Source organism: Rathayibacter sp. VKM Ac-2927, assembly GCF_022815525.1.
GTDB lineage: Bacteria > Actinomycetota > Actinomycetes > Actinomycetales > Microbacteriaceae > Rathayibacter > Rathayibacter festucae.
In genome coordinates, this window is record NZ_JALGRT010000008.1 from 106,805 (window position 1) to 129,230 (window position 22,426).

Sequence of the window (22,426 nt, forward strand, 5' to 3'; positions counted from 1 at the left end):
GATCCGCACGTCGTGCGGACAGAGACGGATCCGGCCTCTGCGATGAACACCTCGTTGAAGGAATCACATCACGCATGAATGGTAAGCGATCCACGAAGAGAAGCATCAGGTCTCTCTTCGCCCTCGGCATCGCCGGGATGGTGACGGTCTCCGGACTCACCGCCCTCGGCCTGCCCGCCTCGGCCCACGACGGAGTGGACCACGGCTCGGAGCCGGGCGCGGAGTCCGCGCTCGACTGGAGCAACTACGAGAAGGTGCTGCTGACGAAGAACGTCGGCGAACCGATCGACCTCGCCGTCCTCCCGGACAAGTCGGTCCTCCACACGGCACGCAACGGCGAGATCCGCCACACCGATCCGAAGACCGGCACCACGCGCGTCGTGGCCACGATCCCCGTCTACCAGAACTCGGAGGACGGGCTCCAGGGCGTCGGCGTCGACCCCGACTTCGCCGAGAACCAGTGGGTCTATCTGGTCTACGCGCCCCAGAGCGGCACGCCGACCGGTGCGGCCCCGAACATGCTCCCCGCGGGTGAGGACGAGAGCTACTGGGACCAGTGGAAGGGCGTCAACCGCCTCTCCCGGTTCAAGTGGACCGGCTCCGGTCTCGACCTGGCGAGCGAGCAGAAGATCATCGAGGTCGAGGCGCAGCGCGGGCAGTGCTGCCACGTGGGCGCCGACTTCGACTGGGACGCCGACGGCAACCTGTACCTCTCGACCGGTGACAACACGCCGGCGAGCGCTCCGGGGGCCGCGGGCTTCGCGCCGAACAACGACGCGCCCGGCATGAACCCCGGCTTCGACTCGCGTCGCGGTGCGGGCAACACGAACGACCTGCGCGGCAAGATCCTCCGGATCACGGTCCAGGAGGACGGCTCGTACACGATCCCCGAGGGCAACCTCTTCCCGGTGGGCACCGAGAAGACCCGTCCCGAGATCTTCGTGATGGGCGTGCGCAACCCGTTCAAGATCGACGTCGACGCGGAGACGAACACCCTCTCCTGGGGCGACTACGGTCCCGACGCGACGAAGGCCGCCGCGGCCGACGGCGTGCGCGGCCCGATGGGTCTCGTCGAGTGGAACGCGACCGGACTCGACCAGCCGCAGAACTCGGGCTGGCCCTACGTGCACGGCCCGAACCTGCCGTACAACGAGTGGGACTTCGAGACGGCGACGCCCCGCGGTTTCTTCGACCCGCAGAACCTGAAGAACAACTCGCGCTGGAACACCGGCCTCGTGGACATCCCGGCGGCCACGCCGGCGACCGTCTACTACGGCGACAACCCGGGCGACCAGCCGTTCGACGAGCTCGTGAACTTCGGCACGGGCACCGGCCAGGGCCCGATGGGCGGACCGGTGTACCACTTCGACGAGGAGAACACCTCGACGTCGAAGTTCCCGGCCTACTGGAACGAGAAGACCTTCTTCGGCGAGTTCTCGCAGGACTACATCGCGGCGTTCACGCTCGATGACGACCGCGCGGTCACGCACATCGAGGACTTCCTGCCCAACACGGCGCTGAGCTCGCGCAACCAGCCGATCCACGACAACCCCATGGACATGGAGTTCGGCCCCGACGGGTCGATGTACGTGCTCGAGTACGGCGACGGCTTCTTCCGCGCCAACCCCGACGCCGGCCTGTACCGGATCGACTACGCCGAGGGCAACAAGGCCCCCCAGGCGCGCTTCACCGCGACGCCGCTGTCCGCCTCCGAGACGCCGCTCGAGGTGACGTTCGACGCCACGGGATCCTCCGACCCCGAGGGCGACGCGCTCACCTACGACTGGGACTTCGACGGCAACGGCACCTTCGACGCCACGGGCGTCACCGTGAAGAACACCTACACCGAGCTCGGCCAGTTCACGGCCCGCCTGCGCGTCACCGACGCCAAGGGCAAGTTCAGCCTCACCTCCCGGGTCATCTCCGTGGGCAACCAGGCGCCGCAGATCGAGATCACGACGCCCGGCAACGGCTCGTTCTTCGAGTGGGGCGACGCGATCCCCTACCGGGTGACCGGCCGTGACGCGGAGGACGGCGACCAGATCGTCGGCAGCCGCGTGGCGTGGACCTACGGTCTCGGCCACGACGAGCACGCCCACCCCGAGGTCACCGGCACCGGTGCCACGGGAGCGTTCCCGACGTCCGCCGACTCGCCCGAGCACGGCCCCGGCGCGCTGCTCTACGGCACCGTCGTCGTGACCTACACGGACGCCGGCTACAACGGACTGCCCCCGGCCGCGGCCGAGGCGACGCTGCGGCTGAACCCGAAGACGCAGGAGGCGGAGCACGCCGCCCGCGAGGGCGTCCTGCCCTACGCGGACACCACCGCCAGCGGCGGCAACGCGGTCAGCGGACTCGGTGCGGGATCCTTCCTGCGCTGGGACCCGGTGAACCTCGCCAACCTGACCGGCGTCGTGGTCCGCGCCACCGGTGAGGGCACGGTCGACCTCCGCTGGAACGCCGCCGACGCGGCGCCCTTCGGGACGGCGACCATCCCCGCCGGCGCCGGCTGGCAGGACGTCCTCGTGCCGTTCTCCGGCCAGCCCACCGGCACCGGCTCGCTCTACGTGACCTCGCCCTCCGGTCTGTCCCTCGACTCCCTCACCTTCCAGGGTGCGGGTGCCGGCGACACGACGGCGCCGACCGTCAGCGCGACTCTCGACCCCGCAGCGCCCACCGGCGTCGGCGGCGTCTACAACCGCGCGGTGAACCTCAACCTGGCGGCGGCCGACAACGGCGCGCTCGCCAGCGTGCAGTACTCGGTCGACAACGGGACGACGTGGACCACGGTCCGCGCCGCGAACGGCGCCTACTCGGTGCCCTTCACCACCAACGGCGCCCGCACGGTCCAGTACCGCGCCACCGACACCGGCGGCAACGTCTCCGCGGTCGGCACGGTCTCGTTCACGATCGACCTCGCTGCGGGGAACGCGCCGACCGTCGACTCGACCACGACCGTGGCGCTCGGCGCCCCTCGCGTGACCTTCGGCGCTCCCGGATCGGCGACGGTCACCGTCTCCGGCCAGGGCGGCACCCCCGGCGGCGAGGTCGTCCTCTACGAGGGCGACACCGAGATCGGCCGCAGCGCCCTCGAGGGCGGGAAGGCGACGATCGCCCTGCCGCAGACCCTCGGGGCCGGGACGCACACCTTCCGCGCGGCCTACGGAGCGGACGGGACCTTCAAGGCCTCGGCCGGCACCGCCCGCCTGATCGTGTCGAAGGCCGACTCCGTGCTCACCGCGACCGTCTCGCCGAACCCGGTCAAGCCGGGCGCCAGCGCGCAGGTCTCGGTCGAAGCGAAGACGTCGACCGGCGTCGCCGGGACCGGGCAGGTCACCGTGATGGTGAAGAGGAACCTCTCCACCGTCGCGATGCTCACCGGCACTCTCGACGAGAACGGGAAGGTCGTCGTGACCTTGCCGAAGCTCGCCGCGGGCAGCTACAAGCTGACCGTCACCCACACCGCCACGGCGAACACCAACGCCGCGTCCAGCCTGCTGAACCTCACCGTCCAGCAGTAGCCGCGGCGGGACCGGCCGGCTCGCGCCGAGAGCCCGGGCCGGCCGGTCCCCCCCCTGATCCATCTGCATGTTCCGTTTCGAAGGAGAGACAATGCACCACCACCACGGATCCATCACGGCGAAGCCGATGAGCCGACGCGCGCTGATGACGGCGCTCGCCGCCTCCACGGTCGCCGTCGGAGTCGGGGCCGGCGCGCTGGCGCCCGGCGCCCTCGCCGCTCCCGCGCCCTCGTCCGGCGCCAACCGGCTCGTCCCGATCAACCGGATCGGGATCCAGCTCTACAGCGTCCGCGACAAGGTCTCGTCGCTCGGCTTCCGGGCCGTCTTCGAGGAGCTGGGCCGCATCGGCTACAGCGAGATCGAGTTCGCCGGCTACACCCAGGGCAACGTCGGCGCGATCACCCCCCAGGAGATCCGCCAGCTGCTCGACGACAACGGCCTGCGGGCCGTCGGCTCGCACGTCGGCACCAACCTGCTCCGCTCGGAGCTGGGGAAGCAGATCGAGATCGCGCAGATCCTCGGCACCCCGCACCTCGGCACCGGCAACGCCCCGACCAACGTCAACACCGTCGCGGGCTACCGCGCGGCCGCGGACGAGTGGAACGCCTGGGGCGCCCAGGTCACGGCCGCGGGCATGAAGCTCTACCAGCACAACCACGCGGGCGAGTTCGCCTTCGGCTCGGACGACCCGAAGACGCGCCTCTACGACGTGTTCTACGACAACACCGACCCGAAGCACGTCTACCTCGAGATGGACGTCTACTGGGCCTACGTGGGCAAGAAGCTCTACCCGGGCTTCGAGCCGCTCGACTACATCAAGCGCAATCCGCGCCGCTACCCGATCCTGCACCTCAAGGACGGCAAGACGAACAACGCGAACACCAACGGCTACGACATCGTCGAGTTCGGCGCGGGCAATCTGCCGTACCAGGCGTTCCTGTCGGAGCTGCGCGACCGCGGCCAGCGCTACGGCGTCTGGGAGCAGGACACCGCGCCCACCCAGGCCGTCGCGCCCAACCCGGTGAACTCGCTCGGCAACGCCGCGCGCAGCTACGACGCCATCGAGGCTCTCCGTGGCTGAGTCCTCGCGCCGCGCCGGCGCCTCCCTTCCCCGCACCACCACGCGCACCGGCGCACCGAGGAGAACCCCCATGAAGTGGAAGACGACCACGGCGGTCCTCGCGGCCGCCTCCCTCGCTATGGTCGCCGCGCCGTCCGCCTTCGCGGCGACGACGGACTGCACGACCGAGCTCGGCAACACGACGATCGCGGGCGACCTGACCGTCGCCGCCGGCGAGACCTGCGTGCTGGGCAACGTCGTCGTGCAGGGCTCGATCACCGTCGGCGACGACGCCTGGCTCGACGCCACCTCGGCGACGATCGAGGGCGACGTCATCGGCACGGACGCGTACGGCATCTCGATCGACGGCACCAGCGTCGGCGGCGACGTCGTGTCCTTCTCCGAGGGCTCGCGCGCCGGCTTCCTCTACCTCCGCGACCTCACCGTCGCGGGCATGGTCGAGGCGGGCGGCATCGACGTCGAGCTCAGCGACGTCTCGGTCGACGGCTCGGTCAGCACCGACGCGGCGAACTACGTCGACGTGGCGCGCACCAGCGTCGGCGGCGACGCGACCTTCGCCGGCAGCGACTTCGGCGTCAGCGTCGGCGGCGCGATCGTCGGCGGCTCGCTGACGGTCAGCGGATCCTCGCGCGGCGTGCTCCTCGGCGCGAACGAGGACGGCTCCGCGGCCGCGCTCGGCAACACCGTCGGCGGGAACCTCGTGCTCTCGGGCAACTCCGGCAACGTCCAGCTCGCGGGCTCGACGGTCGGCGGGCGGATCACGCTCGCCGAGAACGCTCCGGCGGTCAACTTCGGCGCGGGCAACACCGCCGCCGGAGTGGACGGGGACTTCACCGGCACGGCCGCCGGCGCTGCGGCGCAGGGCGACCAGGCCGTCGCGGTCATCGTGCCGGACGCGCGCGAGGGCGAGCTGACCTGGAGCCTCGAGGGCACCAGCAACCTGGTGAACCTCGGTGTCGCCGAGGAGCAGGGCGACCACTTCGCCGCGTCGGGCGAGCTCGTGCCGGTCCGTGTGACCGACTCGCGCCTGTCCGGACCGGAGTGGTCGGTGACCGCTCAGATCAGCGACTTCCGTGCCGGCGACCAGACGGTCTCGGGCAAGTACCTCGGCTGGACCCCCAAGGTCCTGGAGAACGAGGGCGGTGCCGTCGCCGGTGCCCCCGTCGTCTCCGGGTTCGTCTCGGGCGAGGGCCTCGCCACCGCCCGCGTCCTCGGCTCCGCCGCGGCCGGACACCCGACCGGATCCTCGGTCCTCGGCGCCGACCTCGACCTGCAGCTCCCGCTGTCGGTCGGAACCGGCACCTACACGGCGACGCTGACGCTCACCGCGCTCGGCTAGCCACCCTCGGCCGGCCGCCGGAGCCCCGGCGGCCGGCCCCCCTCCTTCCTCCTCCGCGAGATGCCACTTGTGCACGCCTGACACGGCGTGTCGCGTGCACAAGTGGCATCTCGCGGAGGGACCCACCCCCTCGAAAGGCTGGACGATGATGTTCCGCTCCACACTCCGCTCGCTCGGTGTCCTCCTCGTCGTGGGGGTCGCGGGTGCCGTGCTGCCGGCGCAGGCCCTCGCGGAGACGGCGAGCTCGCAGGCGAGCTCGGCCGTCACCTGGGGGGTGCGGCCCGCCGACACCGAGCAGGGCAGCGACCGGCCGAACTACGCCTACGCGCTCGAGCCGGGCGGGCAGCTGAGCGACGCGCTGATCGTCTCCAACTACGACGACGAGGAGCAGACCTTCCGCGTCTACGGCTCCGACGGCTTCCTCACCGAGGCGGGGCAGCTCGATCTGCTGCCGGCCGCCGAGCCGTCCACCCAGCTGGGCAGCTGGATCTCCTTCGAGGCCCCGGACGTCGTCGTCCCCGCGGGCGAGAGCGTGCAGATCCCGTTCCAGCTCGAGGTGCCGGCCGACGCCGTGCCGGGCGACTACGCCGCAGGGGTCGTCTCCTCGATCCTCGTCCAGGGCGAGACCGGGGTCTCGGTCGACCGCCGCCTCGGCTCGCGGATGTACCTCCGCGTCGGCGGCGACCTCGCCCCGCGCCTCTCGGTCGACGGCCTCGCCGTCTCGTACCAGGGCGAGTGGAACCCCTTCGCCCCCGGCACGACCACCATCGACTACACCGTCACCAACGCGGGCAACACCCGCCTCGCCCCGGGCGCCGAGCTCGCGGTCTCCGGTCTCCTCGGCCTCGGCAGCGTCGCCGCGACCGATCCGGAGCCGCTGCCCGAGCTGCTCCCGGGCAGCTCGACCAGCCGGAGCGTCACCGTCGCCGGGGTCTGGCCGCTGTTCGTCGCGACCGCCCGGATCGCGCTGACCGGCACCGTCGTCACCGCCGACTTCGCGGGGCAGGCCACCGACCCGGCCGCCGTGCCCGAGGTCGCCGCCGTCTCCTCCGAGGCCTCGACCGCGGCCGTGCCGTGGAGCGCCCTGCTGATGCTGGCGCTGCTGATCGGGCTGATCGTGCTGGCGGTCGTGCGCCGACGCCGCCGCGCCGCGGGCGAGCAGCAGCGGATCGACGCCGCCGTCGCCGCTGCGGTGGCCGGTGCCTCGACGACCGGCGCCTCCGCGACTCCGCGAGATGCCACTTCTGACGAGGATTCACGGCGTGTCGAGCTCACAAGTGGCATCTCGCGGGAGACGACCGACCCTTCCGCCTCCGACCGTGCGGGGGTGCGCTCCTGACCTCCGTCGTCGCCGGGGCGCCAGTCGCCGGCGAAGGCTCAGCGCTCGGCGAGGCTCTGCTCGCGGAGCTGCTCGAGGAACGCGTCGACGTTGCTCGGGCCGAGGAGGTGCTGCCGCAGCATCAGCGCCGCGCCGCGCACGCCGCCGCTGCCGCCGAGCTCGGCGGTCACCACGTGCAGGCGCTGGGTCGCCAGCGGCAGGGAGCGCCGGTCGACGACCTCGCGCACGCCGGCCAGGATCTCCGGGGCGGCGAGCGCGACGCTGCCGCCGAGCACGATCACCGACGGGTTCAGCAGGCTCACGCAGGTGGCGAGGACCTCGCCGATCTGCAGGCCCGCGAGGCGCGCCGCCTCGATCGCCTCCGGGTCGCGGTCGCGCAGGAGCGCCAGCAGATCGCGGACCGAGTGCACGTCGCGGCCCGCCTCGGCCAGCGCGCGCACCAGGGCCCCGCCGCTCGCGAGCGCCTCGAGGTCGCCGTCGCGGCCGTCCGCCGCCTCCGGAGCGGTGCGCGGCACCTGGACGTGACCGAGATCGCCGGCCGCGCCGAGCGCACCGCGCTGCAGGACGCCGCCCGAGACGATGCCCGAGCCGATGCCGGTGCTGATCTTCACGAAGATCAGGTCCTGCGCGTGCGGGAAGCGCGAGGCGCGCTCGCCGAGGGCCAGCAGGTTCACGTCGTTGTCGACGAGCACGGTGGTGTCGACGCGGCGGCGGATGTAGCCCGGGATGTCGAAGCCGTCCCAGCCGGGCATGATCGGCGGGCGCACCGGGCGGCCGCTCGCGTGCTCGACCGGGCCGGGCACGCCGAGGCCGAAGCCGGCCAGCGCCTCGGGCGCCAGGTGCGCATCGGCGAGGATCTCGTCGCAGACGTCGAGCGCGTGGTCGAGCACCCGGATCGGGCCCTGCGCGATGTCGAGCTCCTCGCGGCGCTCGACGACGATGCGGCCGTCGAAGTCGGTCAGCGCGATCGTCGAGTGCGTCGCGCCGAGGTCGATGGTCAGGAACGCGCGGACCGACGGATCGAAGACCAGCCGCGCCGACGGACGGCCGCCGGTCGACGGCGCGCGGTCGAGGTGCGTGATCAGGCCGAGCTCGAAGAACAGGTCGAGCCGCGTCATCACCGCCGTGCGGGCGAGTCCCGTCTCCTCGACCAGCTCCGCGCGGGTGCGCGGACGGCCGTCGGCGAAGAGCCGCAGCAGGTCGCCGGTCTGCGAGCCGGCCCGCCCGCTCACGCGGAGCGCCCGCCGTCCGTGCAAGCGCCGTCCGGGCGACGGCAGGCGACTGCTCGGGAGATCGGGTGGCGGCTCGGCACACCTGAGGAAAGCAGTCGCCGCGAGGTGACGCAATCTCGACGCGCAGGGAGACCCCGAATGACGTCCCCCCGAACGACCTCCCCGCGAACGGCCTCCCCCCGAACGACATGCCCCGAACGACCTCCCCACGAATGAAGTCCACAGACAGGAGAGAACGATGACCTCGTCCGACACCACCAGCACCACCGGCACCACCACCGCCGCCGACCGCGCCCCGCAGCAGGAGCGCATCGGCCTCTGGCTGATCGGAGCCCGGGGCAGCGTCGCCACCACGGCCGCCGTCGGCCTGCACGCCATCGCCTCGGGCGCCGCTCCCAGCAACGGCTGCGCCACCGCGACCCCGGCCTTCGAGGACGTCCCGCTCGCCGGCTTCGACGCGATCGTGATCGGCGGGCACGACGTCTCGTCGACCCCGCTGCTCGAGAAGGCGATGGGCCTGGCGGCCGGCGGGATGTTCCCGACCTCGGTCGTCGCCGAGGTCGCCGACCGGCTCGACGCGACCGACCGCGAGATCCGGCGCTCCTTCGGCGTCGAGGGCGGCTCGCAGCAGGACGAGATCGATCGTCAGGCGGCCGACATCGTCGAGTTCCGCGAGCGGCACGCGCTCGCCCGGGTCGTCGTGATCGACGTCGCCTCCACCGAGGTGCTGCCGCAGGACCGCCCCGAGTTCCACGACCTCGCCGCCCTGCGCGCCGCGCTGGCCCGGCCCGGCGAGACCGTGCTGCCGCCGAGCTCGATCTCCGCGCTCGCCGCGGTGACCGCCGGCTCGCCCTACGTCTGCTTCACCCCCTCCACCGCGCTGGCGCTGCCCGCGCTGGAGGAGTGGGCCGCGGAGGCGGGCATCCCGATCGCGGGACAGGACGGCAAGACCGGCGAGACCCTGCTCCGCAGCGTGCTCGCGCCGATGTTCACGGCGCGCGGGATGCGCGTGCTGTCCTGGGCGGGCGCGAACCTGCTCGGCGGCGGCGACGGGCAGACCCTCGCCGACCCGGAGGCGGTGCGCTCGAAGCTGGTCTCGAAGAACCGCGGGCTCCGCAGCCTGCTCGGCGACGAGGTCGTCACTCCGCTGCACATCGACAACGTGCCGGACCTCGGCGACGTGAAGACCGCGTGGGACCACGTGCACGCGGAGGGGTTCCTCGGCTCGCGGATCACGGTGCAGACCATCTGGTCGGCCTACGACTCCGCGCTCGCCGCCCCGCTGATCCTGGACCTGGCGCGCCTGATGTCGCTCGCCGACGCGGCCGGGATCTCCGGCCCGGTCGCCGAAATGGGCTTCTTCTTCAAGGACCCGTGGGGGAGCGACGTGCACGGCTTCGCGGAGCAGACCGCCGAGCTGGTCGCCTGGTCGGCCCGCACCGGGGCGGCCGTCGCTCAGCGCTCGCTCGTGGCGGGCGGCGCGATCCGCCATGGCTGAGCTGCGCGACTGGCTCGAGCTCGTGCGCGCCAAGGCTGCGCTCTCGGTGCTCGGCGACACGGTGGCCGGAGCGGCGTGGGCCGGCCGGGCGCCCGGCGCGCGCACCGTCGCGCTGCCGCTCGCGTCCGCGCTCCTCTACTCCGCGGGCATGGCGCTGAACGACTACGCGGACGCGGAGCTCGACGCGCTGGAGCGGCCGGAGCGGCCGATCCCGTCGGGGCGGATCCGGCGCGGCGCCGCGCTCGGGCTGGCGGCCGGGCTGACCGGGGCGGGGATCGCGGTCGCGGCACTGGTGGACGGGCGCCGCTCGCTCCTGCTGAGCGTGCCGCTCGCGGCGAGCATCTGGTCGTACGACCTGCTGGCCAAGCCGACTCCGCTCGGGCCGGTCGTGATGGCGGCGTGCCGCGGGCTCGACGTGCTGCTCGGTGCCGGAGCGGGTGGTGTGCGCGCGGCGGCTCCCGCCTCCGCCGCCGTCGCGGCGCACACCCTCGGCGTCACCGTGCTCTCGCGCGGCGAGGTGCACGGCACCCGCCCGGCCCTCGCGGGAGCGGCGGCGACCGGCACGGCCGCGCTCGCCCTCGCGCTGGGGATCGGGGCGGTCCGCGCGAAGGGCGGCCCGGCGATCGGAGCGGTCGTCGCCGTCGCGATCGCCCGCTGGATCGCGCTCGTGCTGGTCCCGCAGCTGCGGGCGGTGCGGACGCCCGACGCGGCCGCGGCGCGGACGGCCACCCGCTCGGGCATCGCGGGGATGATCCCGCTGCAGGCGGCGCTCGCCGGGCTGCGGCGGCCGGAGCTCGGCGCGGCCCTGCTCGGGCTCGACGCGCTCGGCGCCGTCGTGCTGCGGCGCCCGAGGGTCTCGGCGGACATCACATGAGCGGGCAGGAGAGCGACCAGGCCGGCCCCGTCCTCGGCTACGGCACCAACGGCTTCGCCGACCACACCCTCGACGACGCCCTGACCGTGCTGCACGCCGCCGGTTACCGGGCGGTGGCGCTGACCCTCGGGACCCCGCACCTCGACCCGTTCGCCGACGACGTCCGCGAGCGCACCCTCGCCCTGCGTCGACGGCTCGACGAGCTGGGCTTCCGCGTGGTGATCGAGACCGGCGCGCGCTACCTCCTCGATCCGTTCGTGAAGCACCGGCCGACCCTGGTCGACGAGGAGGCCGGCCCGCGCCTGGCCTTCCTGCACCGCGCGATCGAGATCGCCGCTCTGCTCGGCGCCGACGCCGTCTCGCTCTGGTCGGGCGTGCTGCCCGAGGGGATGGAGCGCGCCCGCGGCTGGCGGCTCCTGGTCGAGCGGATGCGCGGCGTCGTCACCGAGGCCGAGCGCTACGGCGTTCGGCTGGGCTTCGAGCCGGAGCCCGGCATGCTCGTCGAGACCGTCGCGGACGCGCTGCTGCTGCGGCGCGAGCTCGGCGACCCGGAGGCGTTCGGCCTCACCGTCGACCTCGGCCACTGCGTGGTCGTCGAGCCGGACGGCGTCGTCGGCGCCCTCCGCAGCGCGGCCGGCCTGCTGGTGAACGTGCAGGTCGACGACATGCTGCCCGAGCGGCACGAGCACCTCGAGCTCGGCACCGGCGTGCTCGATCTCGCGGCCGCCTTCGCGACGCTCGAGGAGATCGGCTACCGCGGGATCGCCGCCGTGGAGCTGCCGCGGCACTCGCACGACGCCCCGCGCCTCGCGGTCGCGAATCTCGCGGCGATGCGAGCGGCGATCCGGACCCGGGGGGCAGGGGCGGAGTCGCCCCAGCACCCCTGGACCGCCGGCGCCTGCGCCGTCCTGCGCGAGCAGCCGCGGCGGATCGAGCGCTGCTTCCCGGCGGCCGGTCGGGAGGCCGGCCGCGCGCCGCTCCGCCCGGACACGGATCCGCAGGGCCTCGTGCACGGCACCGAGGACGACGCGGCGCGCTCGGCGCTGATCGCGGCCGCCGCCTCGGCGCTCGACGACGAGGACCTCGCCGCCCTGCTCCTCCGCCTCTACCGCGGCGGCGACGACGCCGAGCGCCGCGGCGTGCTGGTCGGGCTGCACGCCCTGACCGCCGCCGGGCGCGCGGGCGAGTCGCTCGCCGCGGCCGGCCGCGAGCTGATCGCGGACGCCCTGCGCGCCAACGACACCCGGCTGGTCGCCGCGGCGATGGGCCGCTTCGCCGAGGAGCACCTCGACGCGCACGCCTGGCGGCACGGCGTGCTCAAGCTCGTCTTCTGCGGCGTCCCGCTCGCGGCCGTCTCCGGTCTCGAGCGGCGGAGCGACCCCGAGCTCGCCGCGATGGCCGGCCGCTTCGCCGACGAGCGCCGCGCCGCCGGCCGCACGGTGCCGGACGACCTGGCGGTGCTCCTGCCGAGCTGAGGGACCCCGGCGCGTCCCTCGACACGACCGCCGGCCCCGCACACCATCACGACCCCTCACGAGAAAGGCGCGACGATGCGCATCTTCGACCCGCACATCCACATGACCTCCCGCACCACCGACGACTACCAGGCGATGCACGACGCGGGAGTCCGCGCCGTCGTCGAGCCGTCGTTCTGGCTCGGCCAGCCGCGCACCAGCGTCGGCTCCTTCACCGACTACTTCGACGCCCTGATCGGCTGGGAGCGCTTCCGCGCCGCGCAGTACGGCATCCGGCACCACTGCACGATCGGCCTCAACCCCAAGGAGGCGAACGACCCGCGCTGCCGCGAGGTGCTGCCCGAGCTCGCCCGCTACCTCGCCAAGGACGGCGTCGTCGCGGTCGGCGAGACCGGCTACGACTCGCTCACCGCGGAGGAGGACGCGGTCTTCCGCCACCAGCTCGAGCTGGCGAAGGACCACGGCCTGCCCGTGCTCGTGCACACCCCGCACCGCGACAAGGCGGCGGGCACGCAGCAGACGCTCGACGTCGTCGCCGAGTCGGGGATCGACGCCGGCCTCGTCGTCGTCGACCACCTCAACGAGACGACCGTCGACCTCGTCCTCGGCTCCGGCTGCTGGCTGGGCTTCTCGATCTACCCGGACACCAAGATGGACGAGACCCGGCTGGTGACGCTCGTCGAGCGGATCGGCCTGGACCGCGTGCTGGTCAACTCCGCCGCCGACTGGGGCCGCTCCGATCCGCTGACCACCGCGAAGACCGGGCACCTGCTGCTCGTCGCCGGCTTCAGCGCCGCCGAGGTCGACCGGCTGCTCTGGCAGAACCCGATCGACTTCTACGGGCAGAGCGGACGGCTGAACCTCGACCCGATCCCGGGCTTCGACGCGGTCGACGCGATGGGCCGCAGCTTCGAGGGCAACTCGATCCTCCGGGGCGCGCCGCGCGTGGCGGAGGTCGTCTGATGCACCTCTCCTACTGCACCAACGTCCACCCGGCCGAGGACCTCGAGGGCGTCGTCCGCCAGCTCGACGTCTACGCCGGGCCCGCCCGCGCCGCCGCGGGGCTCGACACCGTCGGCGTGGGGCTGTGGATCCCGCGCGACCTCGCCGCCCGGCTGGTCGCCAGCCGCGAGGACCGCGCCGTGCTGCGCGCCGCGCTCGAGCGCAACGGCCTCGAGGTGCGGACGCTCAACGCCTTCCCCTACGCCGCCTTCCACGCCGAGGTGGTGAAGCTCGACGTCTACCGGCCCGACTGGACCACCCCCGAGCGCCTCGCCTACACGATCGACTGCGCGCGGATCCTCGCCGATCTGCTGCCCGCGGGCGCCGACGGCAGCATCTCGACGCTGCCCCTGGGCTGGCGCGAGGGCTGGGGCGCCGAGCAGGACGCGGCGGCGGTACGGCAGCTCGCGCGGCTGGTCGACGAGCTGCGCGAGCTGCGGCGCTCGACCGGGCACGCGATCCGCCTGGCGATCGAGCCCGAGCCGGGCTGCATCCTGGACACGGTCGAGGACGTCGTCGCCTGGCTGCACCCGCGGATCGGCCTGGTCGACCCGGCCTACGTCGGCGTCTGCCTCGACACGTGCCACCTCGCGGTGTCGTTCGCCGACCCCACGGCGGCGGTCCGGCGGATCCGGGACGCGGGGCTCCGGGTCGTGAAGGTGCAGGCCTCGGCCGCGCTGCACGTCGCGGACCCGGCCGATCCGGCCGCGCGCGCCGCCGCCGGGGCGTTCGTGGAGAAGCGCTACCTGCACCAGACCCGCGAGAACGGCGCGAGCGGGGTGCTCCGCGTCGACGACCTGCCGGACGCACTCGACACGCTGCCCGGCGCCGGGCCGTGGCGCGTGCACTTCCACGTGCCGCTGCACCACCGGCCGGCCGCGCCGCTGTCGGCGACCACCGCGGTGCTCGCCGAGGCGGTCTCCGCCGTCGACGCCGCCTGGCCGTACGACGAGATCCACCTCGACGTCGAGACCTACACCTGGGCGGTGCTCGCGGACGCGCCGAGCGATCTCTCGGTCGGCATCGGGGCCGAACTGGCCTGGGCGGCGGAGCACCTGATGACGCCGCAGGCACGCGCCGCGGTGCTGGAGGCGGGTGCCGCAGTGCCGCCGGTCGCCGCAGTGCCGGTCGCCGCCCTCGTCGCCGAGGAGGTCGCGCTGTGACGCCGGTGCTGCTGCTCGACGTGGTCGGCCTCACCGCGACGGCGCTCGCCGACATGCCGCGGCTGTCCCGGCTCGCGCGGGCCGGCGGGCAGCTGCCGCTCGACACGATCCTCCCGGCCGTCACCTGCAGCGTGCAGTCGTCGATGCTCACCGGCACGATGCCCGCGCAGCACGGGATCGTCGGCAACGGCTGGTACTTCCGCGACCTCGGCGAGGTGCACCTCTGGCGCCAGCACAACCGACTGGTCACGGGGGAGAAGGTCTGGGAGACGGCCCGCCGGCTGTCCGACGGCGAGCCCTACCGCGCCGCCAACATCGGCTGGTGGTACGCGATGGGAGCGACGACCGACGTCACGGTCACGCCGCGGCCGATCTACCACGCCGACGGCCGCAAGTCGCCGGACGCCTACGTCCGCCCGCCGGCGCTGCACGACGAGCTGGTCGGGAAGCTGGGCGCCTTCCCGCTGTTCCAGTACTGGGGGCCGACCGCGTCGCTGCGCTCCACGCAGTGGATGGTGGACGCGACCCGGCACGTGCTCGCGGGCGACGGCTCCGGCCCGCCGCAGCTGACCACGGCGTACCTGCCGCACCTCGACTACGACCTGCAGCGCTTCGGGCCGGACTCGCCCGAGGCGCGGCGGGCGGCGTCCGAGTTGGACGTGGTGCTCGCGCCGCTGCTCGACGACGCGGAGGCGCTCGGCGCGTCGGTCGTGGTGGTGGCCGAGTACGGGATCGCGGCGGCGGACACCCCCGTCGACCTCAACCGGGCGCTGCGGCGCGCGGGCCTGCTCGAGGTGTACGTGCAGGACGGCCGCGAGCAGCTCGACCCGTGGACGTCGCGCGCCTTCGCGGTGGCGGACCACCAGATCGCGCACGTCTACGTGCCGGACGCCGCGGACCTGCCGCGGGTGCGCTCGCTGCTCGAGGCGCTGGACGGGGTGGACGAGGTGCTCGACCGCGAGGCGCAAGCGCGGTACGGCCTCGACCACGAGCGCTCCGGTGAGCTCGTCGTGGTGGCGCGGCCGGGCGCGTGGTTCACCTACTACTACTGGCTCGACGACGATCGCGCGCCGGACTTCGCGCGCGGCGTCGACATCCACCGCAAGCCCGGCTACGACCCGGCGGAGCTGTTCTTCGACCCCGCCGACAAGCTCGTGAAGGCGAAGGCGGCCGGCAACCTCGCGAAGAAGGCCCTGGGCCTGCGCTACGCGATGAACCTCGTGCCGCTGGACGCGTCGCTGGTGCGCGGCACGCACGGCCGCCTGCCGGTGTCGGCGGCGGACACCCCGCTGGTGCTGACCTCGGACGCGGACCTGCTGCCGGCCGGCGCCGGGTCGCTGCCGGTGACGGCGGTGCGCGACCTGGTGCTGGCGGCGCACGGCCCGGCGCTGGCGCGCGCGGTGGCGTCGGCTCGGGCCTGACGCGGGCCCGGCCCGGGGCGGCTTCGAGTTGACGCGCGACGGGCCTTGCAGCTTCCGCAGCGCCCGTCCTGCGTCCACTCGCGCGGCTCGCCCGTCGCGAGCGGACGCGCGACGGGGTCTGCGGAGGGAACGTGCCCCGTCTCACGTCCTCTCGATGAGCGGTCCGCGCCTGGAGCGGGAGTAGTCCTCCGCGAACGGGTACGTTCTTCTCGTATGCCCCGGACGGGACGCGAGAGCGTCGGCGCGCCGGGGCGATCACCGTTGACGGGGTGCGAGCGCTGCGCGCGCGATGACCGCGGGGCATCCGCCGATCCTGCGAGGGCGGAGTTCGTCTCCTCGAGAAGACGGCGGTCGCAGGGTCGTTCGGCGGGCGGCGGTCAGTCGGCGCCGTCGAGGTCCGCGAGGTCGAGGACGAAGCGGTAGCGGACGTCGTTCGCGGCGAGACGCTCCAGTGCGGTGCCCACCTGCGCGGAGGGCAGCACCTCGACGTCGGCGGTGATGCCGTGCTCGCCGCAGAAGGCGAGCCGCTCGCGGGTGCTGCGGGTGCCGCCGCTGCCGCCGGAGGTGAGGCTCTTCCGCCCGATCAGCAGGTCGGTGACGTCCACGGTGACCGGTGCGAGCATCCCGAGGACGCTCAGTGCGCCGTCGAGGGCGAGGACGTGCAGGTACGGCGCGAGGTCGTGCGCGGCCGAGACCGTGTCGAGGACGAGGTCGAGGCGTCCGCGCTGCGCGGCCATCGCCTCCTCGTCGCGGGAGACGACGACCCGCGTGGCGCCGAGCGCGAGGGCGTCGTTGGTCTTCGCCTCGGAGGTCGTGAAGACGGTCACCTCGGCGCCGAGGGCGCGGGCCAGCTTCACCGCGAGGTGGCCGAGACCGCCCAGGCCGACGACGCCGACGCGCGAGCCGCGGCCGACGGAGTGCGCGCGCAGCGGCTCCCAGACGGTGACGCCCGCGCAGAGCAGGGGAGCGACGGCCGCCGGGTCGAGGCCGGCCGGCAGCGGGTAGGCGAAGCGGTCGCGGACCACGTACTCACGTGAGAACGCGCCGTGCGTGGTGCTGCCGTCGTGCCGGTCCGTACCGCCGTAGGTGAGGGTCGGGAACTCGCGGCAGAAGTTCTCCTGCTCGGCCGTGCACATGTCGCACGCGCCGCAGGAGTCGACGATGTTGCCGACCGCGACGGGGTCGCCGGGGGAGAAGGCCGTGACACCTTCGCCGACGGCGAGCACCGTGCCGACGAACTCGTGACCCGGAACGAGCGGGCCTGCGGCGGCGGCGGGGTCGGCGGAGTGCGCGGCGTGGGTCCGGAGGGCGTGCAGATCGCTGTGACAGACGCCGCAGTAGTCGACGCGGACGGCGAGGTCGTCGGGGCGGAGGGCGCGCCGCTCGATGACGGCGGGAGCGAGGTCGCCCTCGGCGGTGGCCGCGTAGGCGGTGGTGCTGGTCATAGCGCGCTCGTTTCTACTAACCGGTTGGTTTTATTGACGCTAGCACTGGCGGGCGGCGGAGAACAGACCGGTCGGTAGTCTCGAGGGATGGGAGCGACACCGGCCACCGGCAAGGGTGAGGCGACGCGTGCGCGGATCATGGCGGCGGCGACGGCCGAGTTCGCCCGCTACGGCATCGCCGGCGCGCGGGTGGACCGGATCGCGGCCGAGGCCCGCAGCAACAAGGCGCAGCTGTACTCCTACTTCACCAGCAAGGAGCTGCTGTTCGACGCGGTCTTCGAGGCGTCGCTCGACCGGATCGTCGACGTCGTGCCGATCGACCCGTCCGACCTCGGCGACTGGGCGGTCCGCCTCTACGACGAGTACCTGCGCCGCCCCGATCTGATTCGGCTCGCCACCTGGGCGCGCCTCGAGCGCCGACCGGCCGGCCACCTCGTCGCCGACGACGAGGCGCGCGTGCGCGAGGAGGGCAAGCTCGAGGCGATCCGCGCCGCTCAGGCCGATGGCACGGTGGGGGTCGCGGCCGACCCGTTCGACGTGATGGCGCTCGTCATCGCGATGTCGATGGCGTGGTCGCCGGTGAGCAACGTCTACGCCGCCACGGCGGAGGAGGCCGCGTCGGAGCACGAGCGGCGGCGCGCGCTGCTCCGCGCGGCGGTCGGGCGCGCGTTCCCGGCGGCCTGAGCGGAGGCGTCAGGCCGCGGCGACCCGCGCGGTGCCGGTGCGACGGGCGGCGGTGACGCGGAGCAGGAGCGTCGCCACGAGCACGACGGCTGCAGCGATCAGCGCGGCGGTGCCGGCGGGGATCGACACGAGCTCGCCGGAGAAGCGGCCGACCGCGACCCAGGCCAGGCCCCAGCAGAGCGAGAGCATCGGAGCGATCCGGCCGCGACCGGTGACGGCGATCAGCACGCCGATCAGTGCGGCGACGATCAGGACGACGACCGCCCACGGTGCGGCGCCGGGTCCGTCGGCGCTGCCGATGCCCGCGCCGACGAGGCCGGCCGTGACGTTGGCGACCGTCGCGACGCAGACCCAGCCGAGGTAGAGGCCGAACGTGCCGTCGGTGAGGACCGCGTCGACGACGCCGCCGGTGCGGGTGATGCGCAGGAGCACGAAGATCCGCGCGAGCACGGCGAGGAGCAGCGCGATCACCACGACGCTGAGCGCGAGCAAGCCGGCCTGCACGACCAGGATCCACGCGGCGTTCAGCAGCAGGCTCGCGGCGGCCCAGTAGCCGAGCCGGCGGTGGCGGGTGCGGGTGGTCTGCGACGGCAGGAACTGCCAGATCGCGTAGCCGAGGAGGCCGGCGTAGATGACGCTCCAGATCGCGAAGGCCGGTCCGTCGGGCGCGACCGGCGTCGAGGAGGCGGACAGTGCGCCGCCGGCGGCGTCCTGGATCTGCGTGCCGCCTGCTGCTCCCGAGCCGATGAACGAGCCGACCACCGCGAGCACGGCGCTGACGGCGACGGTCGACTGCCGGATCCGGTCCGCGCGGGTGAGGGATGTCGTGGCGGTCATGTCGCTCCTCGATTAGTCAGCTGGCTGAGTAATGAGCGTAGCGTGCCGGACGGCGTCGGCGCACGCGCCTTCCGAGCGTCGTCCGAGCCGCTCGGGGAGTGGGCGTACGAGGTCCACTGTCTGGCGGGGTCGGTTCTCGATACGCGCTGCGCGCTACTCGACCAGCATGAGGGGCGCATACCGACGCGCGCTGCAGGCGCTGCGGGCTGATGCGCCATGTAGGCGCTGCATGCTGATCGAGTAGCCCGCCTCGCGGGCGTATCGAGATCCACCCACCGTCAGAACGGCGCGGGCACGGTGTCGAACCGAGGCCTCGGCGGCGGGTCCGGCGGCCGCCCGGGCAGTGGGGGCGGCCGGTTGCTGATCCGCCGGCCGGTGGGGCTCGTCCACACGATCGTCACGTCGTCGACCTGGTCGTACGTCCACTGGTCGCCGTGCCGCAGATGGTGATGCGAGGTGCAGAGCGAGACGAGGTTCTCGAGGGAGGTCTCGCCGCCGTTGCGCCATTCGAGGGTGTGGTCGGCCTCGCTGGTGGTGGCGGGCCGGGTGCAGCCGGCGAAGCGGCAGGTCTGGTCCCGCAGTTGCAGGTGCAGGCGCATCTGCGGCGGTGGGACGCGGTGGGTGCGGCCGACGGAGACGACGGCGCCGGTGTCGGGATCGGTGAGGACCCGGGTGAACGAAGGAGCCGTGCGGATCAGCTCGCGGGCGATCTCGGCGGGGACCGGGCCGTAGCCGTCGAGATCCGCGGGCGCGTCGTCGAGACCCACGGCGGTGGAGGCGGCGAGGGTCAGCCGGACCTCGGCGCGGATGCCGGGGACGAAGGTCGGGTCGGGTCGGTGCTCGGCGTTCGGAGTCGTTCCCGCGATGTCACCGTCGCAAAGCAGGTCGACAGCGGCGTCGGCGCTGAGCTGCTGCAGGGTGCGCGGGTCGCCGTCGTCGCGGAGGGTGCGGGCGATGCGGCGCAGCCGGTCGTAGGCACCGGAGACGACCGGTGCAGGAGCGTGGACGCAGAGCGTGGCCATCCCGTCGACATCCGGGGTGACCCAGACGGCGCGGTCCTGGCGGGCGCGGGCGTGGCGCTCGGCGAGGGGCTGCTCGTGCAGCTCCTCGCGCCACCGGCTCAGGGCTCGGCGCAGCTGCGTGGTCGTCATGGTGACTGCGGCGTCGGTTGCGCGCTCATCAAGGGCCACGCGGGAGGCCTCAGGGAGACTGCTCGCCGTCCTGCAGATCGCCTCGCCGACCTCCCAGAGGATCCGGCCGTCGCGGAGCAGGGCGCGGGTGAGCGGCAGGTGCTCCATCAGCATCTCCGCGGTCTCGAGCCGTCGGCAGACCTCCGGCTCGGACACGCCGAGCGTCACCGCGAGTTCGGCGCGGATGGAGCGCTCGACGAGATCGCGGGTCTCGCTGCGCGTCGCGCCGCGGGCGAACGCCTTTGGGACGGTGAGCGCGATGCGGTGGCCGCGGTGCATCCGTTCCGCGGCTCTGAGGCGCGTCGGGGAGGCGGCGCGCTCGGCGGCCGCGGCGTCGGTGAAGCAGTCGCGCACCTCCGCGAGTGCTGCCGCGTTCTCATCTTCTGACATACGGATATCGAAGCAGGGGCCGCCGACGGCCGGGTCGGAATCACGGGCTGATCGGGGACAACGTCGTCGGAACCCGAGTGTGGAGGAGGCTCGCTCCTGGATCTCTCGGCGATGGTGGGTCTCGATACGCCGCCGGAGGCGGCTACTCGACCAGCATGCACGGGCCGCCGGAGGCGGCTACTCGGCCGGCATGGAGGGGCCGCTGCTCGACCGGCGTGAACGCGCCCTGTCGAGCGCTCGGCCGGCACGACGCGCCGAGCCTCTAGCGTTGGCGTGTGCCCCTCCGTCCGCCGTGCCCCCGCCCGTGAGCGCGCTCGTCGCGCGGCTCGAGCGGCGGCAGGTCGCCGTGTACCTCGGCGCGATCGCCGCCGGCGCCGTGCTCGGGCTGCTGCTGCCCGCCGCGCGGCACCTGGAGGGCGCGATCGAGCCGGTGCTCGGGCTGCTGCTGTTCGCGACGTTCCTCGGCGTCCCGTTCGCGGCGCTCGGCCGCGCGCTGCGGGACGTCCGCTTCCTCGCCGCGGTCGGCGTCCTGAACTTCGTCGTCGTCCCGGTCGTCGCGTACGGGCTGTCCCGCTTCGTCGCCGAGAGCCCGGCGCTGCTCTTCGGGGTGCTGCTCGTGCTGCTGACACCCTGCATCGACTACGTGATCGTCTTCGCCGGCCTCGCGGGCGGCGCGTCCGACCGGCTGCTCGCGGCGGCACCGCTGCTGATGCTCGCGCAGCTCCTGCTCCTCCCGCTCTACCTCCTGCTGTTCCTCGGGCCGGAAGGCGTCGCCGTGGTCGAGGTGGCCCCGTTCGCGCGGGCGCTCCTGCTGCTGATCGTGCTGCCGCTCACCGCCGCCGCACTCGTGCAGGCGCTGGGCCGCCGGCATCGCGCGGGGCGGGTCGTCGAATCGACGATGCTCGGCCTGATGGTGCCACTGATTGCGGCGACCCTCCTCGTCGTCGTCGCCTCGCAGATCGGCGCCGTCGGTGCCGCCGCGGGCAGACTGCTCGTCCTCGTCCCCCTCTACGCCGCGTTCCTCGCGGTGATGGTCGCGGCCGGACTCGGCGTCGCCCGGCTCGTCCGCCTCGACGTCCCCTCGTCCCGCGCGCTGGTGTTCAGCGGCGCCACCCGCAACTCCCTCGTGGTGCTGCCGCTCGCACTCGCGCTCCCCGCGCCGCTGGCACTCGCGCCCGTGGTCGTCGTGACGCAGACCCTGGTCGAGCTGATCGGCATGGTCGTGCTCGTGCGGCTGCTCCCGCGGCTCGTCCGCCACCCGGCCGCCCCCGACGCGCCCACCCCCGAGTAGGGCCCGGCGCCCGGATCCGCTTCCCCGGCGGTGCCGCCCCGATCTACGCTCGGCCCTGACCCCCGCCGAGAGGATCCCGCCGTGCCCGACCCGACCGCTCCCCCCGCGCCAATCGCGCGCCGCACCCTCGTCGGAGCGGCCTGGGCCGCTCCTGTGATCGCGCTCGCCGTCTCCGCACCGTCCGCCGCGGCCAGCGGCACGCTCCCTCCGCTCGGCGCTCGCGCCGAAGGTCCCGCGGAGGACGTCGCGTCGGCCTCGACGGCGTATCGCGTCTATGCGACCAACACCGGCTCCGCCCCGCTCGAGGGTGGCTCCGTGATCGTCGTCCTCCAGGATCCGGGAAACGGCTACTCGTTCGCCGGCTTCAACGGACAGCAGTGGAGCTACGCCGACGGCTTCCCGGAGGGACGCATCGCCCTCCGCTACGACCCCGCGCTCGCGGCGGGCGAGGAGTCCGGCATCCTGCTGCTGCTGATCGCCAGCGACGATCGCACGCAGAGTCCGGTCCCCGTGGCGGACCTGGTCATCACCGCGCCGGGTTTCGACGTCGCGGTGCTGTCGCTCACGGTCCCGTACTGATCCGCCGCCGAACCTCCGACGTGTGAGCGCCCCGGGGCGACGATTGTCATCGATTGCACAAGATG

The 22,426-nt window shown here is 73.6% G+C and carries 17 protein-coding genes; 13 read left to right on the forward strand and 4 right to left on the reverse strand.

What is annotated here, in order from left to right; all coding sequences use genetic code 11:
* Positions 1-74: 74 nt before the first annotated feature.
* The 4 genes from MT353_RS19680 (at position 75) to MT353_RS19695 (ending at position 7,280) form a co-directional block, all read left to right on the forward strand.
* Positions 75-3,521 carry a PQQ-dependent sugar dehydrogenase gene (locus MT353_RS19680; RefSeq protein ID WP_243625672.1) on the forward strand — a complete coding sequence of 1,149 codons (3,447 nt, stop codon included), beginning with the start codon at positions 75-77 and terminating at the stop codon, positions 3,519-3,521.
* A 91-nt stretch (positions 3,522-3,612) separates the two neighbouring features.
* Positions 3,613-4,602 (forward strand): sugar phosphate isomerase/epimerase, encoded by a 990-nt coding sequence (locus MT353_RS19685; RefSeq protein ID WP_243616440.1) that lies wholly within the window; start codon positions 3,613-3,615, stop codon positions 4,600-4,602.
* A gap of 70 nt (positions 4,603-4,672) precedes the next feature.
* Positions 4,673-5,941, forward strand: coding sequence for a hypothetical protein (locus MT353_RS19690; RefSeq protein ID WP_123444620.1), 1,269 nt, complete (start codon positions 4,673-4,675; stop codon positions 5,939-5,941).
* Between the two features lie 145 nt (positions 5,942-6,086).
* Positions 6,087-7,280 (forward strand): DUF916 domain-containing protein, encoded by a 1,194-nt coding sequence (locus MT353_RS19695; protein WP_243625673.1) that lies wholly within the window; start codon positions 6,087-6,089, stop codon positions 7,278-7,280.
* A 38-nt stretch (positions 7,281-7,318) separates the two neighbouring features.
* Here MT353_RS19695 and MT353_RS19700 read toward each other — a convergent pair whose 3' ends face one another.
* Positions 7,319-8,512, reverse strand: coding sequence for an ROK family protein (locus tag MT353_RS19700; RefSeq protein ID WP_243599774.1), 1,194 nt, complete (start codon positions 8,510-8,512; stop codon positions 7,319-7,321).
* Positions 8,513-8,750: 238 nt separating this feature from the next.
* Between MT353_RS19700 and MT353_RS19705 the strand changes: the two genes are divergently transcribed.
* The 6 genes from MT353_RS19705 (at position 8,751) to MT353_RS19730 (ending at position 15,945) form a co-directional block, all read left to right on the forward strand.
* Positions 8,751-10,010 (forward strand): inositol-3-phosphate synthase, encoded by a 1,260-nt coding sequence (locus MT353_RS19705; protein ID WP_243599775.1) that lies wholly within the window; start codon positions 8,751-8,753, stop codon positions 10,008-10,010.
* The gene (locus MT353_RS19710) at positions 10,003-10,884 is read left to right on the forward strand and encodes an SCO3242 family prenyltransferase (RefSeq protein WP_243616442.1); all 882 of its coding nucleotides are present in this window, start codon (positions 10,003-10,005) and stop codon (positions 10,882-10,884) included. The genes MT353_RS19705 and MT353_RS19710 overlap by 8 nt, the downstream gene beginning before the upstream one ends.
* Complete coding sequence (locus MT353_RS19715; protein WP_243625674.1) at positions 10,881-12,359, forward strand: EboA domain-containing protein; 1,479 nt, start codon at positions 10,881-10,883, stop codon at positions 12,357-12,359. Before MT353_RS19710 ends, MT353_RS19715 begins: the two co-directional genes overlap by 4 nt.
* 75 nt (positions 12,360-12,434) lie before the next feature.
* A complete protein-coding gene (locus MT353_RS19720) occupies positions 12,435-13,322 on the forward strand; it encodes a TatD family hydrolase (RefSeq protein WP_243625675.1) in 888 nt (295 codons plus the stop codon).
* Positions 13,322-14,524 (forward strand): metabolite traffic protein EboE, encoded by a 1,203-nt coding sequence (gene eboE / locus MT353_RS19725; protein ID WP_243625676.1) that lies wholly within the window; start codon positions 13,322-13,324, stop codon positions 14,522-14,524. The genes MT353_RS19720 and eboE overlap by 1 nt, the downstream gene beginning before the upstream one ends.
* Positions 14,521-15,945: a nucleotide pyrophosphatase/phosphodiesterase family protein gene (locus tag MT353_RS19730; protein ID WP_243625677.1), complete on the forward strand. Its 1,425-nt coding sequence runs from the start codon at positions 14,521-14,523 to the stop codon at positions 15,943-15,945. The genes eboE and MT353_RS19730 overlap by 4 nt, the downstream gene beginning before the upstream one ends.
* A gap of 377 nt (positions 15,946-16,322) precedes the next feature.
* On the opposite strand, the gene MT353_RS19735 is transcribed toward MT353_RS19730, so the two are convergent.
* The gene (locus MT353_RS19735; protein WP_243625678.1) at positions 16,323-17,390 is read right to left on the reverse strand and encodes an NAD(P)-dependent alcohol dehydrogenase; all 1,068 of its coding nucleotides are present in this window, start codon (positions 17,388-17,390) and stop codon (positions 16,323-16,325) included.
* 87 nt (positions 17,391-17,477) lie between these two features.
* Between MT353_RS19735 and MT353_RS19740 the strand changes: the two genes are divergently transcribed.
* Positions 17,478-18,074: a TetR family transcriptional regulator gene (locus MT353_RS19740; RefSeq protein WP_243599782.1), complete on the forward strand. Its 597-nt coding sequence runs from the start codon at positions 17,478-17,480 to the stop codon at positions 18,072-18,074.
* 9 nt (positions 18,075-18,083) lie between these two features.
* On the opposite strand, the gene MT353_RS19745 is transcribed toward MT353_RS19740, so the two are convergent.
* On the reverse strand, positions 18,084-18,911 hold the full coding sequence (locus MT353_RS19745) for a tryptophan-rich sensory protein (protein WP_243625679.1): 828 nt from the start codon (positions 18,909-18,911) through the stop codon (positions 18,084-18,086).
* Positions 18,912-19,189: 278 nt separating this feature from the next.
* Positions 19,190-20,491, reverse strand: a complete 1,302-nt coding sequence (locus MT353_RS19750) for an HNH endonuclease signature motif containing protein (RefSeq protein WP_243625680.1) — start codon at positions 20,489-20,491, stop codon at positions 19,190-19,192.
* Between the two features lie 304 nt (positions 20,492-20,795).
* On the opposite strand from MT353_RS19750, the gene MT353_RS19755 reads away from it, so the two are divergent.
* Together MT353_RS19755 and MT353_RS19760 are read left to right on the forward strand one after the other, a co-directional pair.
* Positions 20,796-21,782: a bile acid:sodium symporter gene (locus tag MT353_RS19755; protein WP_243625681.1), complete on the forward strand. Its 987-nt coding sequence runs from the start codon at positions 20,796-20,798 to the stop codon at positions 21,780-21,782.
* A gap of 81 nt (positions 21,783-21,863) precedes the next feature.
* A complete protein-coding gene (locus MT353_RS19760) occupies positions 21,864-22,361 on the forward strand; it encodes a hypothetical protein (protein ID WP_243625682.1) in 498 nt (165 codons plus the stop codon).
* Positions 22,362-22,426: the final 65 nt, after the last annotated feature.